Genomic DNA, 18,502 nt, shown 5'->3' on the forward strand with positions numbered 1-18,502 from the left:
AACGCCCGGTCCCATTCCGAACCCGGAAGCTAAGACCCACAGCGCCGATGGTACTGCACCCGGGAGGGTGTGGGAGAGTAGGACACCGCCGGACATAATTTGAAAAGAGCCCCGACCTTTATGGTCGGGGCTCTTTGCATTTAACCGTTCCGCATAACCGAAGCCGTCCTGTTTAACCCAAGTGAGTGCCTTCTGCCCCGGTAGAGTTGGTGGTCATGGAAAACCTCTTCAGCCACCCCGAGTCGGAGCCCGAGCCGTCCCAGCAGGACAGCGATGCTCTGGAGCCCTTCATCATCACCGTCGTGGTCCCCACCAACGTCTCACATGCCTTCCAGGGATTCACGGATCACCCACACCTCTGGTGGCCCCTGGACCAAGAGAGCGTGTTCGGCGAGGGATCACATGTTGAGTTCGAAGAGAACCTGATCCTCGAGACGGCCGAGGACGGACGTACCTCCGTGTGGGGAACCATTGACGATTGGCAGCCGCCATTGTCTTTCCACGCCAGCTGGTATCCCGCGAGCACACCCCTTTGGTCCACCGAGATCCGTGTATCGTTCCGGGCCGTGGAAGAGGGCACTGAGGTTCGCTTGGTCCACGACGGGTGGGAGGGCGCCGAAGACCCCGTGGCCTCGCGCGCGTCCTACGCCGAGGGTTGGCCCCGTGTCCTGGAGCGCTACGTGAGATTCATGGGCGGAGCAGTTGCCTAGGATCCGCAGGCTCCACGCGAAAGATTGGGCCCTGTTGAGGGCCGTCCGCCTGGAGATGCTCAGAGATACGCCCATGGCCTACGTGGAAAGCCTGGATGCTGCGCGCCGGCAAACGGACACCCAGTGGCAGGAGCGTGCTGCCGCGATGTCCGGGGACGCCAGTGTCACCCTGGTTGCCGATGCTGGCAAAGACGGCAGCAGATTCTGCGGCCTGATGCGCGTGGTGGTCAAACACCCCCAGAGCCCGGAGAAACCGCTGCAGGCTATGCTGATCAGCGTCTATGTCGCACCCGAGCATCGCGGGCTGGGACTGGCCGACGAACTCCTCAATGAGGCGTGCAAGGCCGCAGCGGAAGACCTGGCAGCGGAAAGCATTGAGCTTGGGGTGCATGAGGACAACTCAAGGGCACTTGCGTTCTACAGGCGTCACGGATTCGAGACAACGGGTGCCAGCCGGCCTTATCCGCAGGACACGTCAAAGCTGGAGCTCGTGATGGAACGGCCGCTGCCCTAGAACGTCCTAGGATGTGCCGGGCCTGGGCACAGCGGTACTTGTCCGCACCACCAGCTTGGTGGGGTGCTCCGTGTCTGCGGGTTCCAGAACCAGCCCGTTGTTGATGGCCCCCAATAGCGTCCGGACAGCCAATGCCCCCTGCCCCTTGGCGTCCTGGTCGATGGTGGTCAAGCCAAGGACATTGCCCAGGTCATGCCCGTCGATGCCCATGACGGAGAGATCGTCGGGGATGCGCAGGCCGAAGTCCCTGGCGGCAAGGATGGTGCCAATGGCCATTTCGTCTGACGCTGCGAAAACGGCCGTGGGGCGTTCCGGTGCGCTGGCCAGCAGTTGCCTCGCAGCCGCGTAGGCGCCTTCTATGGTGAAGTCCGCGGAAACAATCCATTCGGGCCGGACCGGGCAGCCGGCGTCGTTCATTGCCTTTTCAAAACCGCTGCGGCGGGTTCCCGGCAGATGGAAGTCTTGGTCATAGGCTTCATTGCCGGTGATGTGCGCTATCTTGGTGTGCCCCAGACCCAGTAAGTGGTTGGTGGCTTTCAGCGCGATCCCGGAGTCGTCGATCCTGATAGTGGATGCTCCCGGTAAGGGGCCGCCGATACCCACTATGGGGCGGTGCACCGCGTGAAGCTGCTCGATTTCGTCTTCGCTAAGCTCCAGGGATACTGCGATGACCGCATCCACCCGCTTGCGGAGCAGGAAGTCGCTGAAGACGCTCTGCCGGTGTGCGGGGTTTTCACCAATGTTGTACAGGGTGAGGTCGTAGCCGGCCTCAAGCAATGCCGCTGAGGCGCCCTCGATCACCGCTGAGAAGAACCAGCGGTGGACCGAGGGCACCACCAAGCCGACATTGTGCGTGCGCCCGGAGGCCAGGCTCGACGCATGGTAGGAGAGCACGAATCCCAACTCGGCAGCTGCGGCACGGGCACGTTCACGGCTTGTGGGGGAGACATTGCCCTTCCCGCTCAGCGCCCGTGAGACCGTGGCAACGGACAGCCCTGCTCGCTCGGCTACGTCCTTGATGCCGGTCATGCTGCTCCTTGGTGGAAAAGTTAGCTGGCCGTGAGCCAGATTGTCTCCCCCGAGCCTAGTAGATCAACGCCTGGTAGATCGGCGCTTGGTAGATCGGCGCTTGGTAGATCGGCGCTTGGTAGATCAGCGGCGCTGCCTTCTGCAACGGAGCTCCGCAGGATGGTTTCCCCTGCCGGAAGCGGCATGGCCTCAGCCCCGACGTTCATGATCACCAGGGTGTTGCCGTTGAGGTAGGCGAGCGAGGTCTCACTGCAGTAGTCCTCCACCCACGCGAGGGAGCCCTCGCCCAGACGGTGCGTGGCCCGGAGGGCGAGCATCCGGCGGTACAGGTTAAGGTGCGACGCCGGATCAGACTCTTGCTTGTCTCTCGCCAGCGCGGGCCAGGACTCGGGCTGGGGCAGCCAGGGGTCCATGCCGCTGCCGAACCCGGTGTGAGGTTCTGACGAACGCCAGGGGAGCGGCACACGGCAGCCGTCGCGGCCGATGCGGGCTCCGCCGGTGCGGGCGAACGTGGGGTCCTGGCGCATGCTGCCGGGAATGCTGGAGGAGTCGGGTAGGCCCAGCTCTTCGCCTTGGTAGAGGTACGCGCCGCCGGGAAGTCCGAGCATGAACATGGTGGCCGCAGCAGCGCGTCGTCGTCCGAGTTCTTCGTTGGGCTGCATGTCATCAGGCCCAATGCCGTCACCGTCGCGGGGCCCTGGTCCGTCGTAACCGAAACGGGACACGTGCCTTACGACATCGTGGTTGGACAACACCCAGGTGCTCGGGGCACCCACGGCGTCCAGCGAGACCAGCGAGTCGGTGATGATGTGGCGGAGGCGGTTCACATCCAGTCCTGCGTGCAGGTAGGGGAAGTTGAAGGCCTGGTGCATTTCGTCGGGACGGACCCACTGCGCCAGCCGGGGGAGCGGGTCGACGTTGGCTTCGGCGCACAGGATGCGGTCCGGTCCGTACTCTTCCAGGATGGAGCGCCAGCGGCGATAGATATCGTGCAGGGCGGGCTGGCCGAACATCGGCGCATCCTGACCCGGGAAGCCGTCGGAGCTGTTGCCGTCCGCACGCCCACCCCAGTTGGGGAGGCCAGCGGCCTTGACCAGCGCGTGGGCAACGTCCACCCGGAAGCCGGAGATGCCGCGGTCCAGCCAGAAGCGGAGAACGCGTTCAAACTCAGCATGGACGGCAGGGTTGTCCCAGTTGAAGTCCGGCTGTGAGGAGTCGAAGAGATGCAGGAACCACTGGCCGGGCTGACCGTCAGCTTCGATAATGCGTGTCCATGCCGGGCCGCCGAAGTGCGATTGCCAGTTGTTGGGTGGCTCGTTGCCGTCGGGCCCTTGACCATCACGGAAGATGAACATGTCCCGCTCCGCGCTGTTGGCGCCGGCAGCAAGTGCTGCTTGGAAAGCGACGTGCTGGTCAGAACAGTGGTTGGGGACGAGGTCCGCGATGACGCGCAGGTTGAGCCTGTTGGCCTCTGCGATGAGGGCGTCGAAGTGGTGCAGGGTGCCGAAGAGGGGGTCGACGTCGCAGTAGTCGCTGACGTCGTATCCTGCATCGCGCTGGGGTGAGCGATAGAAGGGGGACAGCCACACGGCGTCGACCCCCAATGCCGCCAACTGCGGCAGTTCGGCAGTGATGCCAGCCAAGTCGCCTACGCCGTCACCGTTGAGGTCCCGGAAGGACCGCGGATAGATCTGGTAGATCACGGCGGAACGCCACCATCCGTGCGCCATTGAGGCGTCGTGGACCGGGGTCACATGCGTGAAAACAGTAGTGGGCTCGGGGCTCGCAACCGAGAGCAAGGAATCAACGGACATGAACACATCGTAGAAGACAAATCTCAAATTTGTAAACGTTTCCAGTCCTAAGGATGCTGTCTTTGCGCCACTCGGGAGGGGTGGGCTTTTCAAATATGCTGCGAGCCCTGTAGTGTGTGGAAGCGCTTGCAGTTGTGAGCCATGTCACCGGCGAAGAGACGGGCCTCAAGCCCTTGCCGTCGAAGCAAAAGAACGAAAGGGACACCAATGAAGGTGCACAATACCCTCGCGACTCACACCACCCGGCGCGTTTTCGCCACCGGGGCGCTCTCCGTGGCCACAGCCCTGGCACTGAGCGCATGCGGTGGAAGCGCCTCCACCGCACCGAGCTCGGAAGCCGCAACACCGGATCTCAAGGCGGCAGGAGCCGGTGTCATCACCATGTGGGTGGACGCCGAGCGTTCACCGGCATTGAAGGACATCACGGAGAAGTTCAAGTCCGATACCGGCATCGAGGTGAAGCTCGTGGTCAAGGACTTCGCCGCCGTGCGCGACGACTTCATAACCCAGGTGCCCACCGGGCAGGGGCCTGACTTGATCGTCGGACCCCACGACTGGATTGGAAAGTTCGTCCAGAACGGTGTGATCGCACCCGTCGAGCTGGGTGACAAAGCCGGACAGTTCCAAGATTCCTCCATCAAGGCCATGACCTACAACGGCGCTGTCTATGGCGTCCCTTACGCCATCGAAAACATTGCCCTGCTACGCAACACCAGCATCGTGGACAGCAAGGCTGCCACCTTGGACGAAGTAGTGGCGAACGGCAAGAAGGCCGTGACAGATGGCAAAGCCACTTTCCCCTTCCTGGTGGGCATGGACCCGAAGCAGGGCGATCCGTACCACCTGTACCCGCTGCAGTCCTCCATGGGCTCACAGGTCTTCGGTAAGAACGCCGACGGCGAATATGACGCCAAGCAGCTCCTCATCGGTGACGCTGCCGGCGTCGAATTCGCCAAGAAGCTGGCCGCCTGGGGCGATGCCGGCGAGAAGATCATCAACTCCAACATCACAGGTGACATTGCCAAGGAGAAGTTCCTGGCCGGCGAATCCCCGTACTTCGTGACGGGCCCGTGGAACGTTCCGGATGTCCAGAAGAAGGGCATCAAGTTCTCCGTAGATGAGCTGCCCACCGCCGGCAACGAGCCCGCCCAGCCGTTCATCGGCGTCAACGGCTTCTTCATCAGCGCCAAGAGCGCCAACGCCTTGGCCACCAACGAGTTCGTCACCAACTACCTCACCTCCGAGTCGGCTCAGGACTCCATGTATGCAGCAGGAGGACGGCCTCCGGCCCTCAAGGCGTCATTCGACAAGGCCGCCAGCGATCCCGTGGTGGAGGCATTCGGCAAGATCGGTGCCACCGGCGTTCCCATGCCGGCCATCCCGGAAATGAGCGCGGTGTGGGCTGACTGGGGTGCTACCGAACTGGCCATCATCAAGGGCCAAGGCGATCCGGCTGAGGCCTGGACCAAGATGGCAGACAGCATCAAGTCCAAGATCGGCGGCTAGCACCGCAACCGGATAACTCCACCGGTCTGCCCGGGCCGGGCGGCACTCCACCGCCCGGCCCTGCCTGCCGCCAACCGCTTCACCCAAGGATCCACAATGCCAAAACCAGATCTCCGCGAACTGCCCTCCAGCCAAGGCCATGCGGCCCCGGCCGAGCCTTCCAGCAGCAGCACCGGCCGTCCAGCGAAGCCCCCACGACCAGCCAAGCCCGCACGCCATCCGGATTCCCTCAAGGGCACCATCCTCAAAGTTGTCCTTCTGGGACTTGTGGACGCCTTCGCGGTGTACGTCCTGATGATGCTTTTCCTCAGCCAGTCGTGGGCTGCGCTGGCAGTGTCGTCGTTGGTGGTCCTGGCCATTAACTGGATCTACCTCCGGAAGGGCGGGCTGCCGGCAAAATACCTGGCCCCCGGGGTCCTGTTCCTGCTGGTGTTCCAGGTCCTGGTGGTGGTATTCAGCGGTTACATCGCCTTCACCAACTACGGCGATGGGCACAACAGCACTAAGGACGATGCCATTTCGGCCATCCAGCTGACAGCGCAGAAACGCGTCCCGGATTCGCCTGCTTACAAGGCTTCCGTGCTGACCAAGGACAACGAGTTCTATCTGCTGTTCACCGATCCGGCAGGGAAGGCGCAACTCGGTAGTAGCGAAGATCCGCTCGCCGAAGCCCCGGACGCCGGCAAAGACTCAACGGGCAAGGCCAACTCCTTGCCGGGCTACCAGGCGCTGAAGTTCCAGGAGATCGTGGCCAACCAGCAGGAGATCCTGAAGATCACGGTCCCGGTTTCGGACGATCCCGCCGATGGAACGTTGCGCACAGCAGACGGCAGCACGGCTTACCAGTTCAAGCCGGCGCTCAACTACGACGCCGCCACGGACACCTTCGTGGACACCGAAACCGGCGCGGAATACCGCGACAACGGCAAGGGCGCCTTCGCCAATGCCAACGGAGATACCTTGGCCACCGGCTGGAAGATCGACGTCGGCATGGACAACTTCGTCCGGGCCTTCACGGATCCCAGCCTCCGCGGGCCGCTGGTGGGCGTGATCCTCTGGACGTTCACCTTCTCCATCGCGTCCGTCGCCCTCACCTTTGTGATGGGCCTCTTCCTGGCAGTGACCTTCAACCGTGAGGACCTCAGGGGGAAGAAGGTGTACCGGATCCTGATGATCCTGCCCTACGCTTTTCCCGCCTTCCTGTCCGGCCTGGTATGGTCCGGCATCCTCAACCCCGAGTTCGGCTGGCTGAACCAAACCTTGCTCGGCGGCGCGAACATTGGCTGGCTGACGGACCCCGTCCTGGCCAAGATCAGCGTGCTGGTGGTCAACGTGTGGCTTGGTTTCCCGTACATGTTCCTGGTCTGCACCGGCGCCCTGCAGTCGCTGCCGTCCGAAATCGACGAGGCAGCCCGCATGGATGGAGCCTCCGCTTGGCGGGTGTTCCGTTCCATCAAGCTACCGCTGCTGCTCGTGTCCGTGGCGCCGCTGCTGATCTCTTCCTTCGCCTTCAACTTCAACAACTTCAACGTCATCTACATGCTCACCGGAGGTGGGCCGCGCTTCGCGGACACTGACCGCGATATCGGTTCCACCGACATCCTCATCACGCTGGTGTACAAAGTCGCGTTCGGCCAAGGCACGGGCCGCGACTACGGCCTGGCAAGCGCGCTCGCGATCATCATATTCATCATCGTGGCCACCATTTCGGCCATCAGCTTCAAGCAGACCAAAGCACTCGAGGACGTGAACTGATGAGCGTACGCACCCTGGCCTCCAGCAAGGAAACAACAACGGTCGACGGCGGCCCGTCGCCGCTGGCGCAAAAGAGCCGTCCCTTTGGGGTCTGGTTCAAGGACAAAGGCTGGCGGCATGTGGTGGGCATCGTCACCACCATCTTCGCCGTGTTCCCGCTGCTCTACGTGCTCTCCGCTGCCCTGGATTCCAATGGCACCCTTGTGGGTTCCAACGGGCTGTTCTCCAGGTTCGACACCGGTAACTTCGTGGCACTCTTCAGCGACCCCACCCGACCCTTCGGCCGCTGGTTCGTGAACACGTTGGTGGTAGGTACGGTTACGTCAGCCGCTACCGTTTTCCTCGGTGCCATGGCTGCGTACGCTTTCTCCCGCATGCGCTTCAAGGGCCGCCGGATGGGACTCCTGACCCTCCTCCTGCTGCAGATGTTCCCGCAACTGTTGGCCGTCGTCGCGATCTTCCTGCTCCTCAGCGGGATCTCGCAGGTAATTCCGGCCTTGGGGCTGGGCAGCCAGCTGGGCCTCATCATGGTGTACCTGGGCGGAGCGCTGGGTGTGAACACCTACCTTATGTACGGGTTCTTCAACACAGTCCCGCAGTCACTGGATGAGGCCGCCAAGATCGACGGCGCCAGCCACGTGCAGATCTTCTTCGGCATCATCCTGCGACTGGTCACGCCCATTCTGGCGGTTGTGGGTCTCTTGGCCTTCATCGGCATTTCCAGCGAGTTCGTCATCGCCAGCGTGGTGCTGACCGATCCCGACAGCCAGACACTCGCCGTCGGGCTTTACTCCTACGTGGCCCAGCAGCGCTCCGAGAACTGGGGCGTTTTCGCGGCCGGCGCCGTGATCGCCGCGATCCCGGTCATGGCACTGTTCCTCTTCCTGCAGAAATACATCGTCAGCGGACTTACCGCCGGATCAGTGAAAGGCTGACCATGCCAATCGCCCTGCCGCACCACGACGGCTCGAGCGTCTTCGTATCCAACACCGCACCCGGGCCTGTGTCCCTCGGCGACACCGTTCGCCTCCGGGTCCGCGTACCGCAGGGCTGGGGACCTGCGTCGAAAGTCTGGGTCCGTTCTGTCCAGGACGGTGAGCCCCGCTACGACGCCGCATTCCGGCTCGGCTCCGCCGATGGCTGGGACTGGTGGGAAGCGGCGATGCTCGTGGCGAACCCGGTGGCCAAGTACCGCTTCCTGCTGGAAGTCACTGACACGCACGACGACGGTGCTGTCGCCGGCACGCCGACTGGCGGGGCACCGGTTGGCACTACCGTCGGGCGGCGCTACTGGAACCTCAACGCCCAAGGCCTCTTCGCCCGGGACGTTTCGGATTCAGCAGACTTTAGGCTGACGGCGTTCGCCCCGGCGCCGGAGTGGCTGGGCAAGGGCACCATGTATCAGGTCTTCCCGGACCGGTTCGCCCGATCCGCCCAAGCGGACGGACACCCCACGCCAGACTGGGCCATCGCTTGCTCCTGGGATACCCCGGTGGTGGGAACGGGCGAGGAAGCCTCCACACAGTTCTACGGGGGAGACCTCCCCGGGATCACGGGCAACCTGGACCACCTGAAGGAACTGGGGGTGGATGTCCTCTACCTGACGCCCTTCTTCCCTGCACGTTCCAACCACCGCTACGACGCTTCCACCTTCGATTGCGTAGATCCGCTCCTGGGTGGCGACCAGGCCCTGGTGGACTTGGTTGAAGCCGCACACGCGCGGGGCATCCGCGTCATGGGGGACCTCACCGCGAACCACTCCGGCGCTGCCCACGAATGGTTCGTCAAAGCGCTCGCCGATCCTGGATCAGAGGAAGCCGGCTACTACTACTTCAGCCCGGACCATTCCAGCTATGAGTCGTGGTGGGGAGTGCCGTCGCTGCCCAAATTCAACTGGTCCTCGGAAGCCCTCCGCCGGCGTTTCGTGACGGACCATGATTCCGTGGTGTCCCGTTGGCTTAAGCCGCCGTTCAACCTGGATGGATGGAGGATCGACGTCGGCAACATGACGGGACGCCTTGGATCTGTGGATCTCAACCATGAAGTTGCCCGGCTCATCGCTGACCGCGTGCGTGAAATCAACCCGAACGCGGCCCTGCTCGCCGAGTCCACATCCGATGCCGCCCCCGACGTTACTGGTGAGCACTGGCAGGGTGCCATGACGTACTCCAACCTCACCCGGCCGCTATGGTCCTGGCTCGCGAAAGACGCGCCGAACGTAAACTTCTTCGGCTCACCCCAGTCGGGGCCCAACAGGATCTCCGCTGAAGATTTCCTTGCGACGCACCAAGACCTCGCAGCGGGATTTAGCTGGGGTGTGCGACAAAACAACATGAACGCGCTCAATACGCACGACACAGCGCGGGCAGCAACGGTAATGGTCGACGGCGGCCCGGAAGCGGGCGCGGTGCTCACCTTCTGCCTGCCGGGAGTTCCGGTGTTGTTTGCCGGCGATGAATTTGGATTCGAAGGGTTCAACGGCGAGGACTCCAGGACTCCCATGCCGTGGGCTGAGTCGGGATCGGAAGGGGAGCCGGCCCCTGTGGTCGAGCATCGCGTGGTTAAGGACTTGCGATCCGTCTACGCAAGCCTCGGGCGGCTCCGCAAGGAAATGCCCGCGCTGACTGAGGGTGGTGTGCGATGGCTGCACGCAGAGGGCGACGCCATGATCTTTGTCCGGGAAACCATGGAGTCTTCAGTGCTGGTCTTCGTCTCGAGGGATGCTGCCCAAGTGGTCCTCGACGATTCGGTTCTCAGCGACGCGCAGCTTAGGGCGTTGCTACTGCCGCCCCTGCACCACTCCGGCGCGGTGGCATCGGCATCGGCATCGGCAACGGCATCGGCAACTGCCGGTCCATCCGGCGTCGAAGGTGTTTGTCTACGCTCGAAAGGTATCTTCGCAGGAATCTGGGCGATCCCCGGAACCCCGCTTCCCCTGCACTAAAGGTTGCCCGATGCCCCGCCGGTGCTGGCTAGACTGGCAAGGAAAAGACTGCGAAGACTGCCGGTTTGGCGTGTCCGCGGTGCTCATGTGGAGGGAAAGCCTTGTCGGACGAAACAGCCATCGCCGGAACATCAGGGGAAAGCATCAAGGAACGCACGGTGGGCCGAGGGGAAGCCGCCAAGCCACCTGCCATCCAGGGGACTTTCGTGGAGGAGCTTGCCGCTGGACTTGGGGCCGGGCAGATGGCGGGCGACGAAGAAACCCTCACCGTGTACTCGGTGGATCAGGGGCCAATGCTGGAGAGGCATCTACCCCTGGCTGTGGTGTGGGCCGAGTCCGTGGAGGACGTGCAACATATTGTTCGCAGTTGCGCGGCGCATCAGGTGCCGATCGTCGCCCGGGGTGCTGGAACCGGTGTCTCCGGGGGAGCGCATGCCACCCAGGGCTGCATCGTCCTGAGCCTTGAACGGATGAACCGGATCCTGGACCTCAACCCCGACGACGAGACCGCCGTCGTCGAACCCGGCGTTATCAACGCCGAACTGAACGCTGCCGCGGCCAAACACGGTCTGATGTATGCGCCCGACCCGGCGAGTTACAAGATATCCACCATCGGCGGCAACGTTGCTACCAACGCCGGAGGACTGCGCTGCGCCAAATACGGTGTAACGCGCGATTCCGTGCTGGCCCTGGACGTCGTCATGGCGGATGGTTCGCTGATGCATACCGGCCACCAGACCTTTAAGGGCGTCGCAGGTTATGACCTGACCGCGCTCCTTGTCGGGTCTGAAGGAACGCTGGGAATCGTGGTGGGCGTGACCGTCCGCTTGAAGTACCTGCCTCGCGAGGTCCACACCATCGCCGCCTTCTACCAGGACTTCCGCAGCGCCGCCGCCGGAGTCCTCGCTGTGGGCAGGGCCAGGGTACAGCCCGCCATCATGGAGCTCCTGGACAACGGCACCTTGGTGCAGCTCGACGAACTCCATGGCGGTGACCTCCAAAAACGCGGCAAGTCATTGCTTCTGATCCAGACCGATGGCTTCGGTGCGGCTGCAGAAGCCGACGTCGTTCGGCAGGTCCTCGCTGAAAGCGGCGCAACAGTGACCATGGAAGCCAGTGCGGAAGCCGAAATGCTGGTGGAAATGCGCCGCAACAGCCGCGGCGTCGAAGTGGATGACGAATTCAGGGTGGGGGAAGACATCGCCGTCCCGCGCTCGCGGCTGGTCGATTTCGTAGCCGAACTTGAAGCGATGGCCACCCGATTCCACGTCCGACTCAAAGTAGTGGCCCACGCCGGCGACGGCAACCTGCACCCCACCTTCTGGATGGACAGGGTTGACCCGGCCACCGACGCGGAGGCCCTGAAGAGGCTGAATGCTGCCTTGGACGAATCCATTCGAGTCGGCCTCGATATGGGCGGCACCATCACAGGTGAGCACGGCGTTGGCCAATACAAGCTGCGATGGCTCGGCCTGGAGCAGCCCGAGCCCGTGAGGGAGCTGCAGCGGCGCATCAAAGAACTGTTCGATCCCCAGGGGATTCTGAACCCGGGGAAGGCTATCTAGGGTCTCGCCTTTGAGTCGGCCCGCAGGGCCGGAACGCTCTGCGCGCTCGGTCGTGCCTCCCTTAGACGCGCGCTGCCGCGTTCCGGCCCTGCGGGCCATCCGCGGACGACTCTCTGACGCTCTATCACGTCCCTCGTGCTTGAGGGTGACGCTCTTTCACGTCCCTCGTGTTTGGTTGTGACGCTCTATCACGTTCAAAATCCGTCCACGGATGGCATTTGCGTTTCTTGGTATTCCAAACTTGACGGCGTTGCACTACGAGTCATCTCATTCACCACTTTTTACAGCATTTACTTTCCGCCCATCACCTCTTAGTCTTGTTTGGTATACCAAAATGGCTATGAGGGGAATGACGTGCGTGTGAAGCGGTTGGCTGGGGCGGGATTGAATCCGAGGCTGATGACTGGCCTGATGCTGCTCGCACTTGTTGTGGTGTCAGTTAACCTTCGACCGGCCATTACGACCGTCGCCGGGGTCATGAACCAGGTTCCGGGCGTTTTCAACCTGGACCCCGCGCTGCTGCCCTTGTTGGGGACTCTGCCCGTGCTGGCGTTTGGTATTTCCGGTCCCATCGGGCCTTGGCTGGCTAGACGATTCGGCACCGGGCGGGCTGTGGCTCTCGCCTTGCTGGTTCTCGCTGCAGCGCTGGTGGTTCGGGCGACCGTGCCGGGACTCCTGCTGCCGGGCACATTCCTGGCCGGCATGGCGATCATGACCGCGAGTGTCCTGGTGCCCCAGATCGTCAAAGCAAACCGCGGCACCGGCTGGTGGACGGGACTGTGCACCATGGGGTTCGGGCTCGGAGCGGCGCTTGGGGCCGGACTGGTCCAGCCACTGGAGCACGCCTTCAGCGGCAACCTGCCATCAGCACTGGCTGTGTGGGCTGTCCCAGCGCTGTTGGGAGCCTTCCTGATCCACCGTGCCGGAGGCCCCGCCGGGGATGGCGCCGCTAGGTCGCTGGCCGGGGACGCGGCGTCGACGATTGTCACGAGAAAGCGGGCCGTCCCGCTCCGGAAGCAGCGCACCGCGTGGGCCGTGACAGCGTTCTTCGGCCTCCAGGCCATGCTCTATTTCGCGATCACATCCTGGCTGGCGGTGTATTTGGTATCCCGCGGGCTAGCAGCAGCCGATGCCGCTGCCCTGCTCGCTTGGTTCAGCCTGGCCGGGTTACCGGCAAGTTTGTTGGCACCCGTGCTGGCCGGTCGTCCTGCCATCCTGCGGATCATGGCACCGGGGCTAGGTGTGTCTGTGGCGCTCGCGCTGTTGGGAGTCCTGACATCGCCGGTTGAGCTGCAGTTCCTCATGGTCGGGATTCTGGGGGTTGTGCAAAGCGCCGGATTCGGGCTCGCCATGGCGTTGGTGGTGATCCGATCTGACGGACCACAATCAGCGGGAAAGCTTTCGGCAATGAGCCAGGGATTTGGCTTCGCGTTGGCGTCCCTCGGTCCGCTGGGCGCCGGGTTGCTGCACACCATGACCTGCGGCTGGGAGCTGACGTTCTGGGCGCTCGCCGCCGAAGCCGTAGTGCTGGCCGGTGCCGGGTTCCTGGCAATCCGGGGACCAATGGTGACTGTTGATCAGGGAAGCCAACAGGCCGAGAATGTCTCGAAAGCTACGCTTGTTCGATAATCCGGCCGTACGAGGGCGGGCGCAGCGAACAAGACCGGGACAGGCCGCCCGGAACCCGAGCCACGGCCTGTCGGGCAGCAACTCCGCGGCGTATCCTCGGCGATATGACTAACTCACCATCAGGGACGCAACAGCCGGAAACACCTGCCACGGAAATCCTGGAAACCAACGAATGCTGGGAGCTCCTCCGTGGCGTCTCAGTGGGCAGGCTTGCCGTTGTTGTGGACGACCACCCGGACATCTTCCCCGTGAATTACAAGGTTGATCACGGGACCATGGTGTTCCGGACTGGCGAAGGCACCAAACTTCATGCAGCCCTGGGCGACGCGCCCGTGGCCATCGAAGCCGACGGCGTTAATGCCGAAACAGGCGTGGCATGGAGCGTAGTGGTCAAGGGCCAAGCATCTGCCGTGGAACTCACGCAGGACGTGCTGGATACCGTCGGGCTCCTCCTTTTCCCATGGGAAGCAGGCCAAAAGGACCAGTTCATCCGCATCACTCCCAGCAAGGTGACGGGTCGGCGATTCACAGTGACCCCCGCTGTGACGTGGTGGACGCCGCTGGATGAAGCGCCCACGGCCAGAGGCGAGTAGCCCGGAACGCAGAAACCCGTCCTCGTCCGGGCTCCTCGCCGTTCAACGGTGAGGAGCCCGGACAAGAGCGGGTTCCGAGGGAGCTAGACCAGTTCCAGCTGGTCCGCCACAACCCTTCCGGCGTGGATCACGGTGCGGTCCCTTCCTCGGTCCATCACCGTGGAAGCCACCGTTTCGCCGTCCACCAGCAACAGTTCCGCGGGATCGCCAACCTCGACGCCGGGACGATGGGCCGTGTCCTTCAGCCTGGTTGCGCGGGGGTCAAGGATGCTCGCACCACCGATGGTGGCGATGGCCAGGCAGTGCTCGATCAGCTCGTCCTTGCGGAAACCGTGCGTGAAGGCGAGCTGCCAGGTGCGGTCCAGCATATCCGTGTTGCCGTAAGGGGACCAGTAGTCACGTTGGCCATCCTCGCCCAACCCCAAACGAACGCCGGCTTCGGTGAGCAAGGGAATGGGCAGTTGGCCTGCAGCAGACGGAGCAACCGAGGCCAAGGACACGTCCAGTTCCGCGAAGGCATCAATGAGCCTGCGCGTAGTGGCCTCGTTGACGCTGCCCAATTGGTACGCGTGGGACATGGTCACCTTCCCCTGCATGCCCAACGCCCGGGTGCGCTCGAGGACCAGATCCGTGCTGAAGACTCCCAATTCGCCGGGCTCGTGGAGGTGGATGTCGATGGGAACCTGATACTTCTCTGCCAGCCCAAACACGATGTCCAGGTGCTTGGCCGGATCGCGGTCCAGCGTGCAGGGATCGATGCCACCCATCACGTTGGCGCCGGCTTTCAGCGCCTCCTCCATGAGCTCCACCGTCCCTTCCTCCAGCAACAACCCGGCCTGGGGGAAAGCGATGATGTCCACGGAAGCCTGGCCGGCGAATTTTTCCTTGGCGGCAGCAACGGCGTCGAAACGCTCCAGCCTGCAGTCCACGTCGACCTGCGCGTAGGAGCGGACCCGGGTAGTACCACGGGCGATCATCCGGCCCAGGGTGTCGTTCACGCGATCCTGCAACGGGACCTCAGCGTTGCGCCAGTTTTGACGGTCGTTCATCATCATGGTCCACACACCCGGACCTCCGGTGTGCTCACGGAAAGGAAGGCCGATCCGGGTGGAATCAAGGTGAACGTGGACGTCCGAGAATGACGGGAGCAGCATACGTCCGCGGCCTTCCACTACCGTAACGCCACCCGGAACCACGCGGGCTGGATCATGCGGTTCGACGGCGGTGATCTTGCCGCCTGCTTCGCCCGCGACAAGGGTGACGTCGCTGAGCGCTTGCCCCCAGGGGCGGACGGCGCGGATCAGGGTATTCAATGGTTACTCCTTTGATAGTGAATCTATTGCCTGCTTCTATTGCACGCCCGCCAGGACCGTTGCGGCCATAGCTGTGTGGTGACAGGCGGGCGCCTCGGGCTTGGCGGGTGTGGGGATCTGGTCGATGCAGCGTTGGCGCTGCTCGTCGGGAAGCGTGCCAATGAGCGGGCACCGTGTCCGGAAGACGCAGCCGCTGGGTGGGTTGGCCGGCGAGGGGAGGTCGCCACGAAGCCGGATCTTCACCTGTTCACGGGCTGCCCGGGGATCCGGAAGGGGTACTGCGGAGAGCAATGCCTTGGTGTACGGGTGCAAGGGATCGCTGAACAAAGCGTCCCGAGGCCCCTGCTCGACGACCTTGCCCAGGTACATCACAGCGACTTCGTGGGAGATGTGCCGGACCACAGAGAGATCGTGCGCGATGAAGATGTAGGAAACGCCGGTGTCGCGCTGGATCTGCTGCAGCAGGTTCACCACCTGTGCCTGCACTGAGACGTCCAAAGCGGACACTGGTTCGTCGCACACAATCACTGACGGACTCAGGGAAATCGCCCGGGCGATACCCACGCGCTGACGCTGGCCCCCGGAGAACTCATGTGGGAAACGGTTGTAGTGCTCCGGCTTGAGCCCCACTTGGTCCAGGAGTTCCTTCACCCGGTTCTTGAGGCCCCCTGGCGGATTGATCCTCTGCGCCACCATGGGAGCGGCGATAGCTGTACCCACTGTTTGCCGCGGATTCAGGGACGCGAAGGGGTCCTGGAAGATCATCTGGACCTTGCGCCGGAAGTTGTATAGATCCTTGCCGCGAAGTTGGCTGATGTCCTCGCCGTCCACCAGAATCCGGCCGCCCGTCGGGTCCATGAGGCGCGCCACCATACGGCCAGTGGTCGATTTACCGCATCCGGACTCACCTACGAGTCCCAAAGTCTGGCCTCGGGCGAGACTGAACGATACGCCGTCGACCGCTTTGACAGAGCGTTTGGCGGCGCCCGGAAGCAGGCCGCCCTTCAGCGGGAAGTGCTTTTGCAGGTTCTCCACCTGAAGAATTGGCTGATGTTCCATGGCCGGTCCTAACGCGAATTCCGAATGGTGATGATCTGCGGGCCGCTCAGATGGCAGCGTTTGCCGTGCCCGTCCTCCACCAGCAGTTCAGGCCGCTGGTTGGCGCAAATGCCGTCGCCGGCGAGTTCTGTGTACTGGCATCTTGCGCTGAAGATGCAACCCTTGGGGAGGTCAAGGAGCGACGGCGGCTGGCCGGGTATGGGGTTCAGCTGGCTCGATGCGCTGTTGAGCGTGGGCATCGAGTTGAGCAGGCCCAGTGTGTAGGGGTGCTGGGTGTCGTAGAAGATCCCGTCCACCGGCCCGGACTCGACGCACTGCCCGCCGTACATGACCAACACGTTGTCGCAGACCTCGGCAACAACACCGAGGTCGTGCGTGATGAGGATCAACGCGGAGTTTGTTTCCTCTTGGAGCTCGGACATGAGGTCCAGGATCTGCGCCTGAACTGTGACGTCCAGCGCCGTGGTTGGTTCGTCCGCGATCAAGAGTTCAGGTTCGCAGATCAGCGCCATCGCGATCATGGCGCGCTGGCGCATGCCGCCGGAGAAGTGGTGGGGGTACTCGTCGTAGCGCTGCTCAGGGCTCGGGATACCCACCCTCCCCAGCATGTCGACGGCGGCCGCCCGGGCCTGCTTCTTGCTCGCCTTGTTATGGACCAGGTACGCCTCGGCGATCTGGTGACCCACAGTGTAGAAGGGGTGCAGCGCCGAGAGCGGATCCTGGAAGATCATGCCGATGTTGCGGCCGCGGAGCGGGCGCATCGCGGACTCGGGCAGGGTGACAAGGTCCTTGCCTTGGAACATCGCCTGGCCACTCACCTGCGCCGAGGTGCCCTTGAGCAGGCCCATCAGCGCTTGGCTGGTGACGGATTTTCCGGAACCGGACTCGCCCACAATGCCAAGGGTCTGACCGCGCTCAAGGGAGAAGTCCATCCCGTTCACTGCGCAGACAACACCGTCGTCCGTAGGGAACTTCACGCTAAGGTCACGGACCTCCAGGAAAGGGGCGGTGGCGATGCCGCCCGCTGGGGCGCCCGCCTGCTGAGTGGTGGTGTTCACATGGGTCATTGGAGCCTCACTCGGGGATCGATGGCGGCGTAGGCGAGGTCCACCACGACGTTGGCCACGATGACGAAGAACGCGGCCAGCATGGTGATGGCCATGGTGACGGGAAGGTCGCCGGAAATGGCGGCATGCACGGCCGTGAAGCCCAGGCCGGGGACGGAGAAGATCTGTTCGGTGAGGACCGCGCCGCCCAGCAACAAGCCGATGTCCATGCCGAGCATGGTCACAACCGGTGTGATGCCGGCCCGTACGCCGTGCTTGAACGTGACCATCCGTGGTGCCAGGCCCTTGGCGCGGGCCGTCCGGATGAAGTCCTCGCCGAACGTCTCGATCATGTTGGTCCGGGTGACACGGATGTAGGAGGCACTGAAAAGCACGGCCAACGCAATCCAGGGCAGCAGGTAGTTGGCCACCCAGGCTCCCGGACCTTGCGGGCCGAACGGGCTGTTGATCTCGTTGGTGGTGAAGGGCAACAGGTGTAGTTGGTTGACGAACAGGAGCAGCAGGAACAGGCCCGTGACGGGGATCGGCAGTGAAACGCCCACGGAGGCGGCGCCCACAATGAACTTATCCACGGGAGAGCCCTTGCGGAGGGCGGCCAGAAGACCAAGCCCTACGCCGGTGACGGTCCACAGCACCAGCGCGCCGATGGCCATGGAGAAGGTGTAGGGGAGTGAACGGCCGATGATGTCGGCTACGTTCTCATTGGTTTGGAAGGACTTTCCGAGGCACGGCCATTCGCAAAGAGTCTGCGCACCCGGGGCGCCAATCATTCGTGAAGAAAAGAGCCCGCGGATGTAATCGGCGTACTGGACGAAGAAAGGTTGGTCCATGCCCAAAGCAACACGGGCCTCGGCCACGCGCTCGGGTGTGCACTCCTGACCGCACGCAGCGGCTGCGGGATCAGAGGGGCCGAGCTGGAAAAGCGTGAAGGTGATAAAGCTGACCGCGGCGAGAAGCAGGACCAACGAACCGGTCCGGCGAAGAATGAAAGTCATCATGGTGGT

At 63.2% G+C, this 18,502-nt stretch carries 15 protein-coding genes and 1 rRNA gene; 10 read left to right on the plus strand and 6 right to left on the minus strand.

Annotated elements, in window-relative coordinates:
• The 3 genes from rrf to ACZ881_RS21160 all read left to right on the plus strand — a co-directional run.
• Nucleotides 1-94 (plus strand): 5S ribosomal RNA (rrf, locus tag ACZ881_RS21150); the annotation flags it as partial.
• A 121-nt stretch (nt 95-215) separates the two neighbouring features.
• Nucleotides 216-710 (plus strand): SRPBCC domain-containing protein, encoded by a 495-nt coding sequence (locus ACZ881_RS21155; protein WP_476117858.1) that lies wholly within the window; start codon nt 216-218, stop codon nt 708-710.
• The gene (locus ACZ881_RS21160; protein ID WP_476117859.1) at nt 703-1,224 is read left to right on the plus strand and encodes a GNAT family N-acetyltransferase; all 522 of its coding nucleotides are present in this window, start codon (nt 703-705) and stop codon (nt 1,222-1,224) included. The genes ACZ881_RS21155 and ACZ881_RS21160 overlap by 8 nt, the downstream gene beginning before the upstream one ends.
• A gap of 6 nt (nt 1,225-1,230) precedes the next feature.
• On the opposite strand, the gene ACZ881_RS21165 is transcribed toward ACZ881_RS21160, so the two are convergent.
• Nucleotides 1,231-2,253, minus strand: coding sequence for a LacI family DNA-binding transcriptional regulator (locus tag ACZ881_RS21165; protein WP_476117860.1), 1,023 nt, complete (start codon nt 2,251-2,253; stop codon nt 1,231-1,233).
• 20 nt (nt 2,254-2,273) lie between these two features.
• Complete coding sequence (locus ACZ881_RS21170) at nt 2,274-4,067, minus strand: glycoside hydrolase family 13 protein (RefSeq protein ID WP_476117861.1); 1,794 nt, start codon at nt 4,065-4,067, stop codon at nt 2,274-2,276.
• A 207-nt stretch (nt 4,068-4,274) separates the two neighbouring features.
• Here ACZ881_RS21170 and ACZ881_RS21175 point away from each other — a divergent pair, with 207 nt between their 5' ends.
• From ACZ881_RS21175 to ACZ881_RS21205, 7 genes are all read left to right on the plus strand, one after another.
• Complete coding sequence (locus ACZ881_RS21175) at nt 4,275-5,573, plus strand: sugar ABC transporter substrate-binding protein (protein ID WP_476117862.1); 1,299 nt, start codon at nt 4,275-4,277, stop codon at nt 5,571-5,573.
• A 96-nt stretch (nt 5,574-5,669) separates the two neighbouring features.
• Nucleotides 5,670-7,328, plus strand: a complete 1,659-nt coding sequence (locus ACZ881_RS21180; protein WP_476117863.1) for an ABC transporter permease subunit — start codon at nt 5,670-5,672, stop codon at nt 7,326-7,328.
• The gene (locus ACZ881_RS21185) at nt 7,328-8,263 is read left to right on the plus strand and encodes a sugar ABC transporter permease (RefSeq protein ID WP_476117864.1); all 936 of its coding nucleotides are present in this window, start codon (nt 7,328-7,330) and stop codon (nt 8,261-8,263) included. Before ACZ881_RS21180 ends, ACZ881_RS21185 begins: the two co-directional genes overlap by 1 nt.
• 2 nt (nt 8,264-8,265) lie before the next feature.
• A complete protein-coding gene (locus ACZ881_RS21190; RefSeq protein ID WP_476117865.1) occupies nt 8,266-10,272 on the plus strand; it encodes a glycoside hydrolase family 13 protein in 2,007 nt (668 codons plus the stop codon).
• Between the two features lie 101 nt (nt 10,273-10,373).
• Nucleotides 10,374-11,837, plus strand: coding sequence for an FAD-binding oxidoreductase (locus ACZ881_RS21195; RefSeq protein ID WP_476117866.1), 1,464 nt, complete (start codon nt 10,374-10,376; stop codon nt 11,835-11,837).
• A gap of 411 nt (nt 11,838-12,248) precedes the next feature.
• Entirely contained in the window at nt 12,249-13,466 is a 1,218-nt protein-coding gene (locus ACZ881_RS21200) for an MFS transporter (RefSeq protein WP_476117867.1), read from the plus strand.
• 104 nt (nt 13,467-13,570) lie between these two features.
• Nucleotides 13,571-14,059 carry a pyridoxamine 5'-phosphate oxidase family protein gene (locus tag ACZ881_RS21205; RefSeq protein WP_476117868.1) on the plus strand — a complete coding sequence of 163 codons (489 nt, stop codon included), beginning with the start codon at nt 13,571-13,573 and terminating at the stop codon, nt 14,057-14,059.
• 83 nt (nt 14,060-14,142) lie between these two features.
• Here the strand turns inward: ACZ881_RS21205 and ACZ881_RS21210 are convergent, their stop codons facing one another.
• From ACZ881_RS21210 to ACZ881_RS21225, 4 genes are read right to left on the minus strand one after another with little or no spacing between them, the layout of a single operon-like run.
• Entirely contained in the window at nt 14,143-15,372 is a 1,230-nt protein-coding gene (locus ACZ881_RS21210; protein WP_476117869.1) for an amidohydrolase family protein, read from the minus strand.
• A 36-nt stretch (nt 15,373-15,408) separates the two neighbouring features.
• Nucleotides 15,409-16,431 (minus strand): ABC transporter ATP-binding protein, encoded by a 1,023-nt coding sequence (locus tag ACZ881_RS21215; protein WP_476117870.1) that lies wholly within the window; start codon nt 16,429-16,431, stop codon nt 15,409-15,411.
• Between the two features lie 8 nt (nt 16,432-16,439).
• Complete coding sequence (locus tag ACZ881_RS21220) at nt 16,440-17,498, minus strand: ABC transporter ATP-binding protein (RefSeq protein WP_476117871.1); 1,059 nt, start codon at nt 17,496-17,498, stop codon at nt 16,440-16,442.
• A complete protein-coding gene (locus ACZ881_RS21225) occupies nt 17,495-18,496 on the minus strand; it encodes an ABC transporter permease (RefSeq protein WP_091465538.1) in 1,002 nt (333 codons plus the stop codon). The genes ACZ881_RS21220 and ACZ881_RS21225 overlap by 4 nt, the downstream gene beginning before the upstream one ends.
• Nucleotides 18,497-18,502 lie beyond the last annotated feature (6 nt).

It is taken from the genome of Paenarthrobacter sp. TE3676 (assembly GCF_056279165.1).

Excerpts from the sequence above, each read along its gene's own strand:
- ACZ881_RS21215 (WP_476117870.1), bottom strand. The coding sequence starts at position 16,431 with ATGGAACATCAGCCAATTCTTCAGGTGGAGAACCTGCAAAAGCACTTC.
- ACZ881_RS21155 (WP_476117858.1), top strand. The coding sequence starts at position 216 with ATGGAAAACCTCTTCAGCCACCCCGAGTCGGAGCCCGAGCCGTCCCAG.
- ACZ881_RS21220 (WP_476117871.1), bottom strand. The coding sequence starts at position 17,498 with ATGACCCATGTGAACACCACCACTCAGCAGGCGGGCGCCCCAGCGGGC.
- ACZ881_RS21165 (WP_476117860.1), bottom strand. The coding sequence starts at position 2,253 with ATGACCGGCATCAAGGACGTAGCCGAGCGAGCAGGGCTGTCCGTTGCC.
- ACZ881_RS21170 (WP_476117861.1), bottom strand. The coding sequence starts at position 4,067 with ATGTCCGTTGATTCCTTGCTCTCGGTTGCGAGCCCCGAGCCCACTACT.
- ACZ881_RS21200 (WP_476117867.1), top strand. The coding sequence starts at position 12,249 with ATGCTGCTCGCACTTGTTGTGGTGTCAGTTAACCTTCGACCGGCCATT.
- ACZ881_RS21205 (WP_476117868.1), top strand. The coding sequence starts at position 13,571 with ATGACTAACTCACCATCAGGGACGCAACAGCCGGAAACACCTGCCACG.
- ACZ881_RS21180 (WP_476117863.1), top strand. The coding sequence starts at position 5,670 with ATGCCAAAACCAGATCTCCGCGAACTGCCCTCCAGCCAAGGCCATGCG.
- ACZ881_RS21185 (WP_476117864.1), top strand. The coding sequence starts at position 7,328 with ATGAGCGTACGCACCCTGGCCTCCAGCAAGGAAACAACAACGGTCGAC.
- ACZ881_RS21190 (WP_476117865.1), top strand. The coding sequence starts at position 8,266 with ATGCCAATCGCCCTGCCGCACCACGACGGCTCGAGCGTCTTCGTATCC.
- ACZ881_RS21225 (WP_091465538.1), bottom strand. The coding sequence starts at position 18,496 with ATGATGACTTTCATTCTTCGCCGGACCGGTTCGTTGGTCCTGCTTCTC.
- ACZ881_RS21175 (WP_476117862.1), top strand. The coding sequence starts at position 4,275 with ATGAAGGTGCACAATACCCTCGCGACTCACACCACCCGGCGCGTTTTC.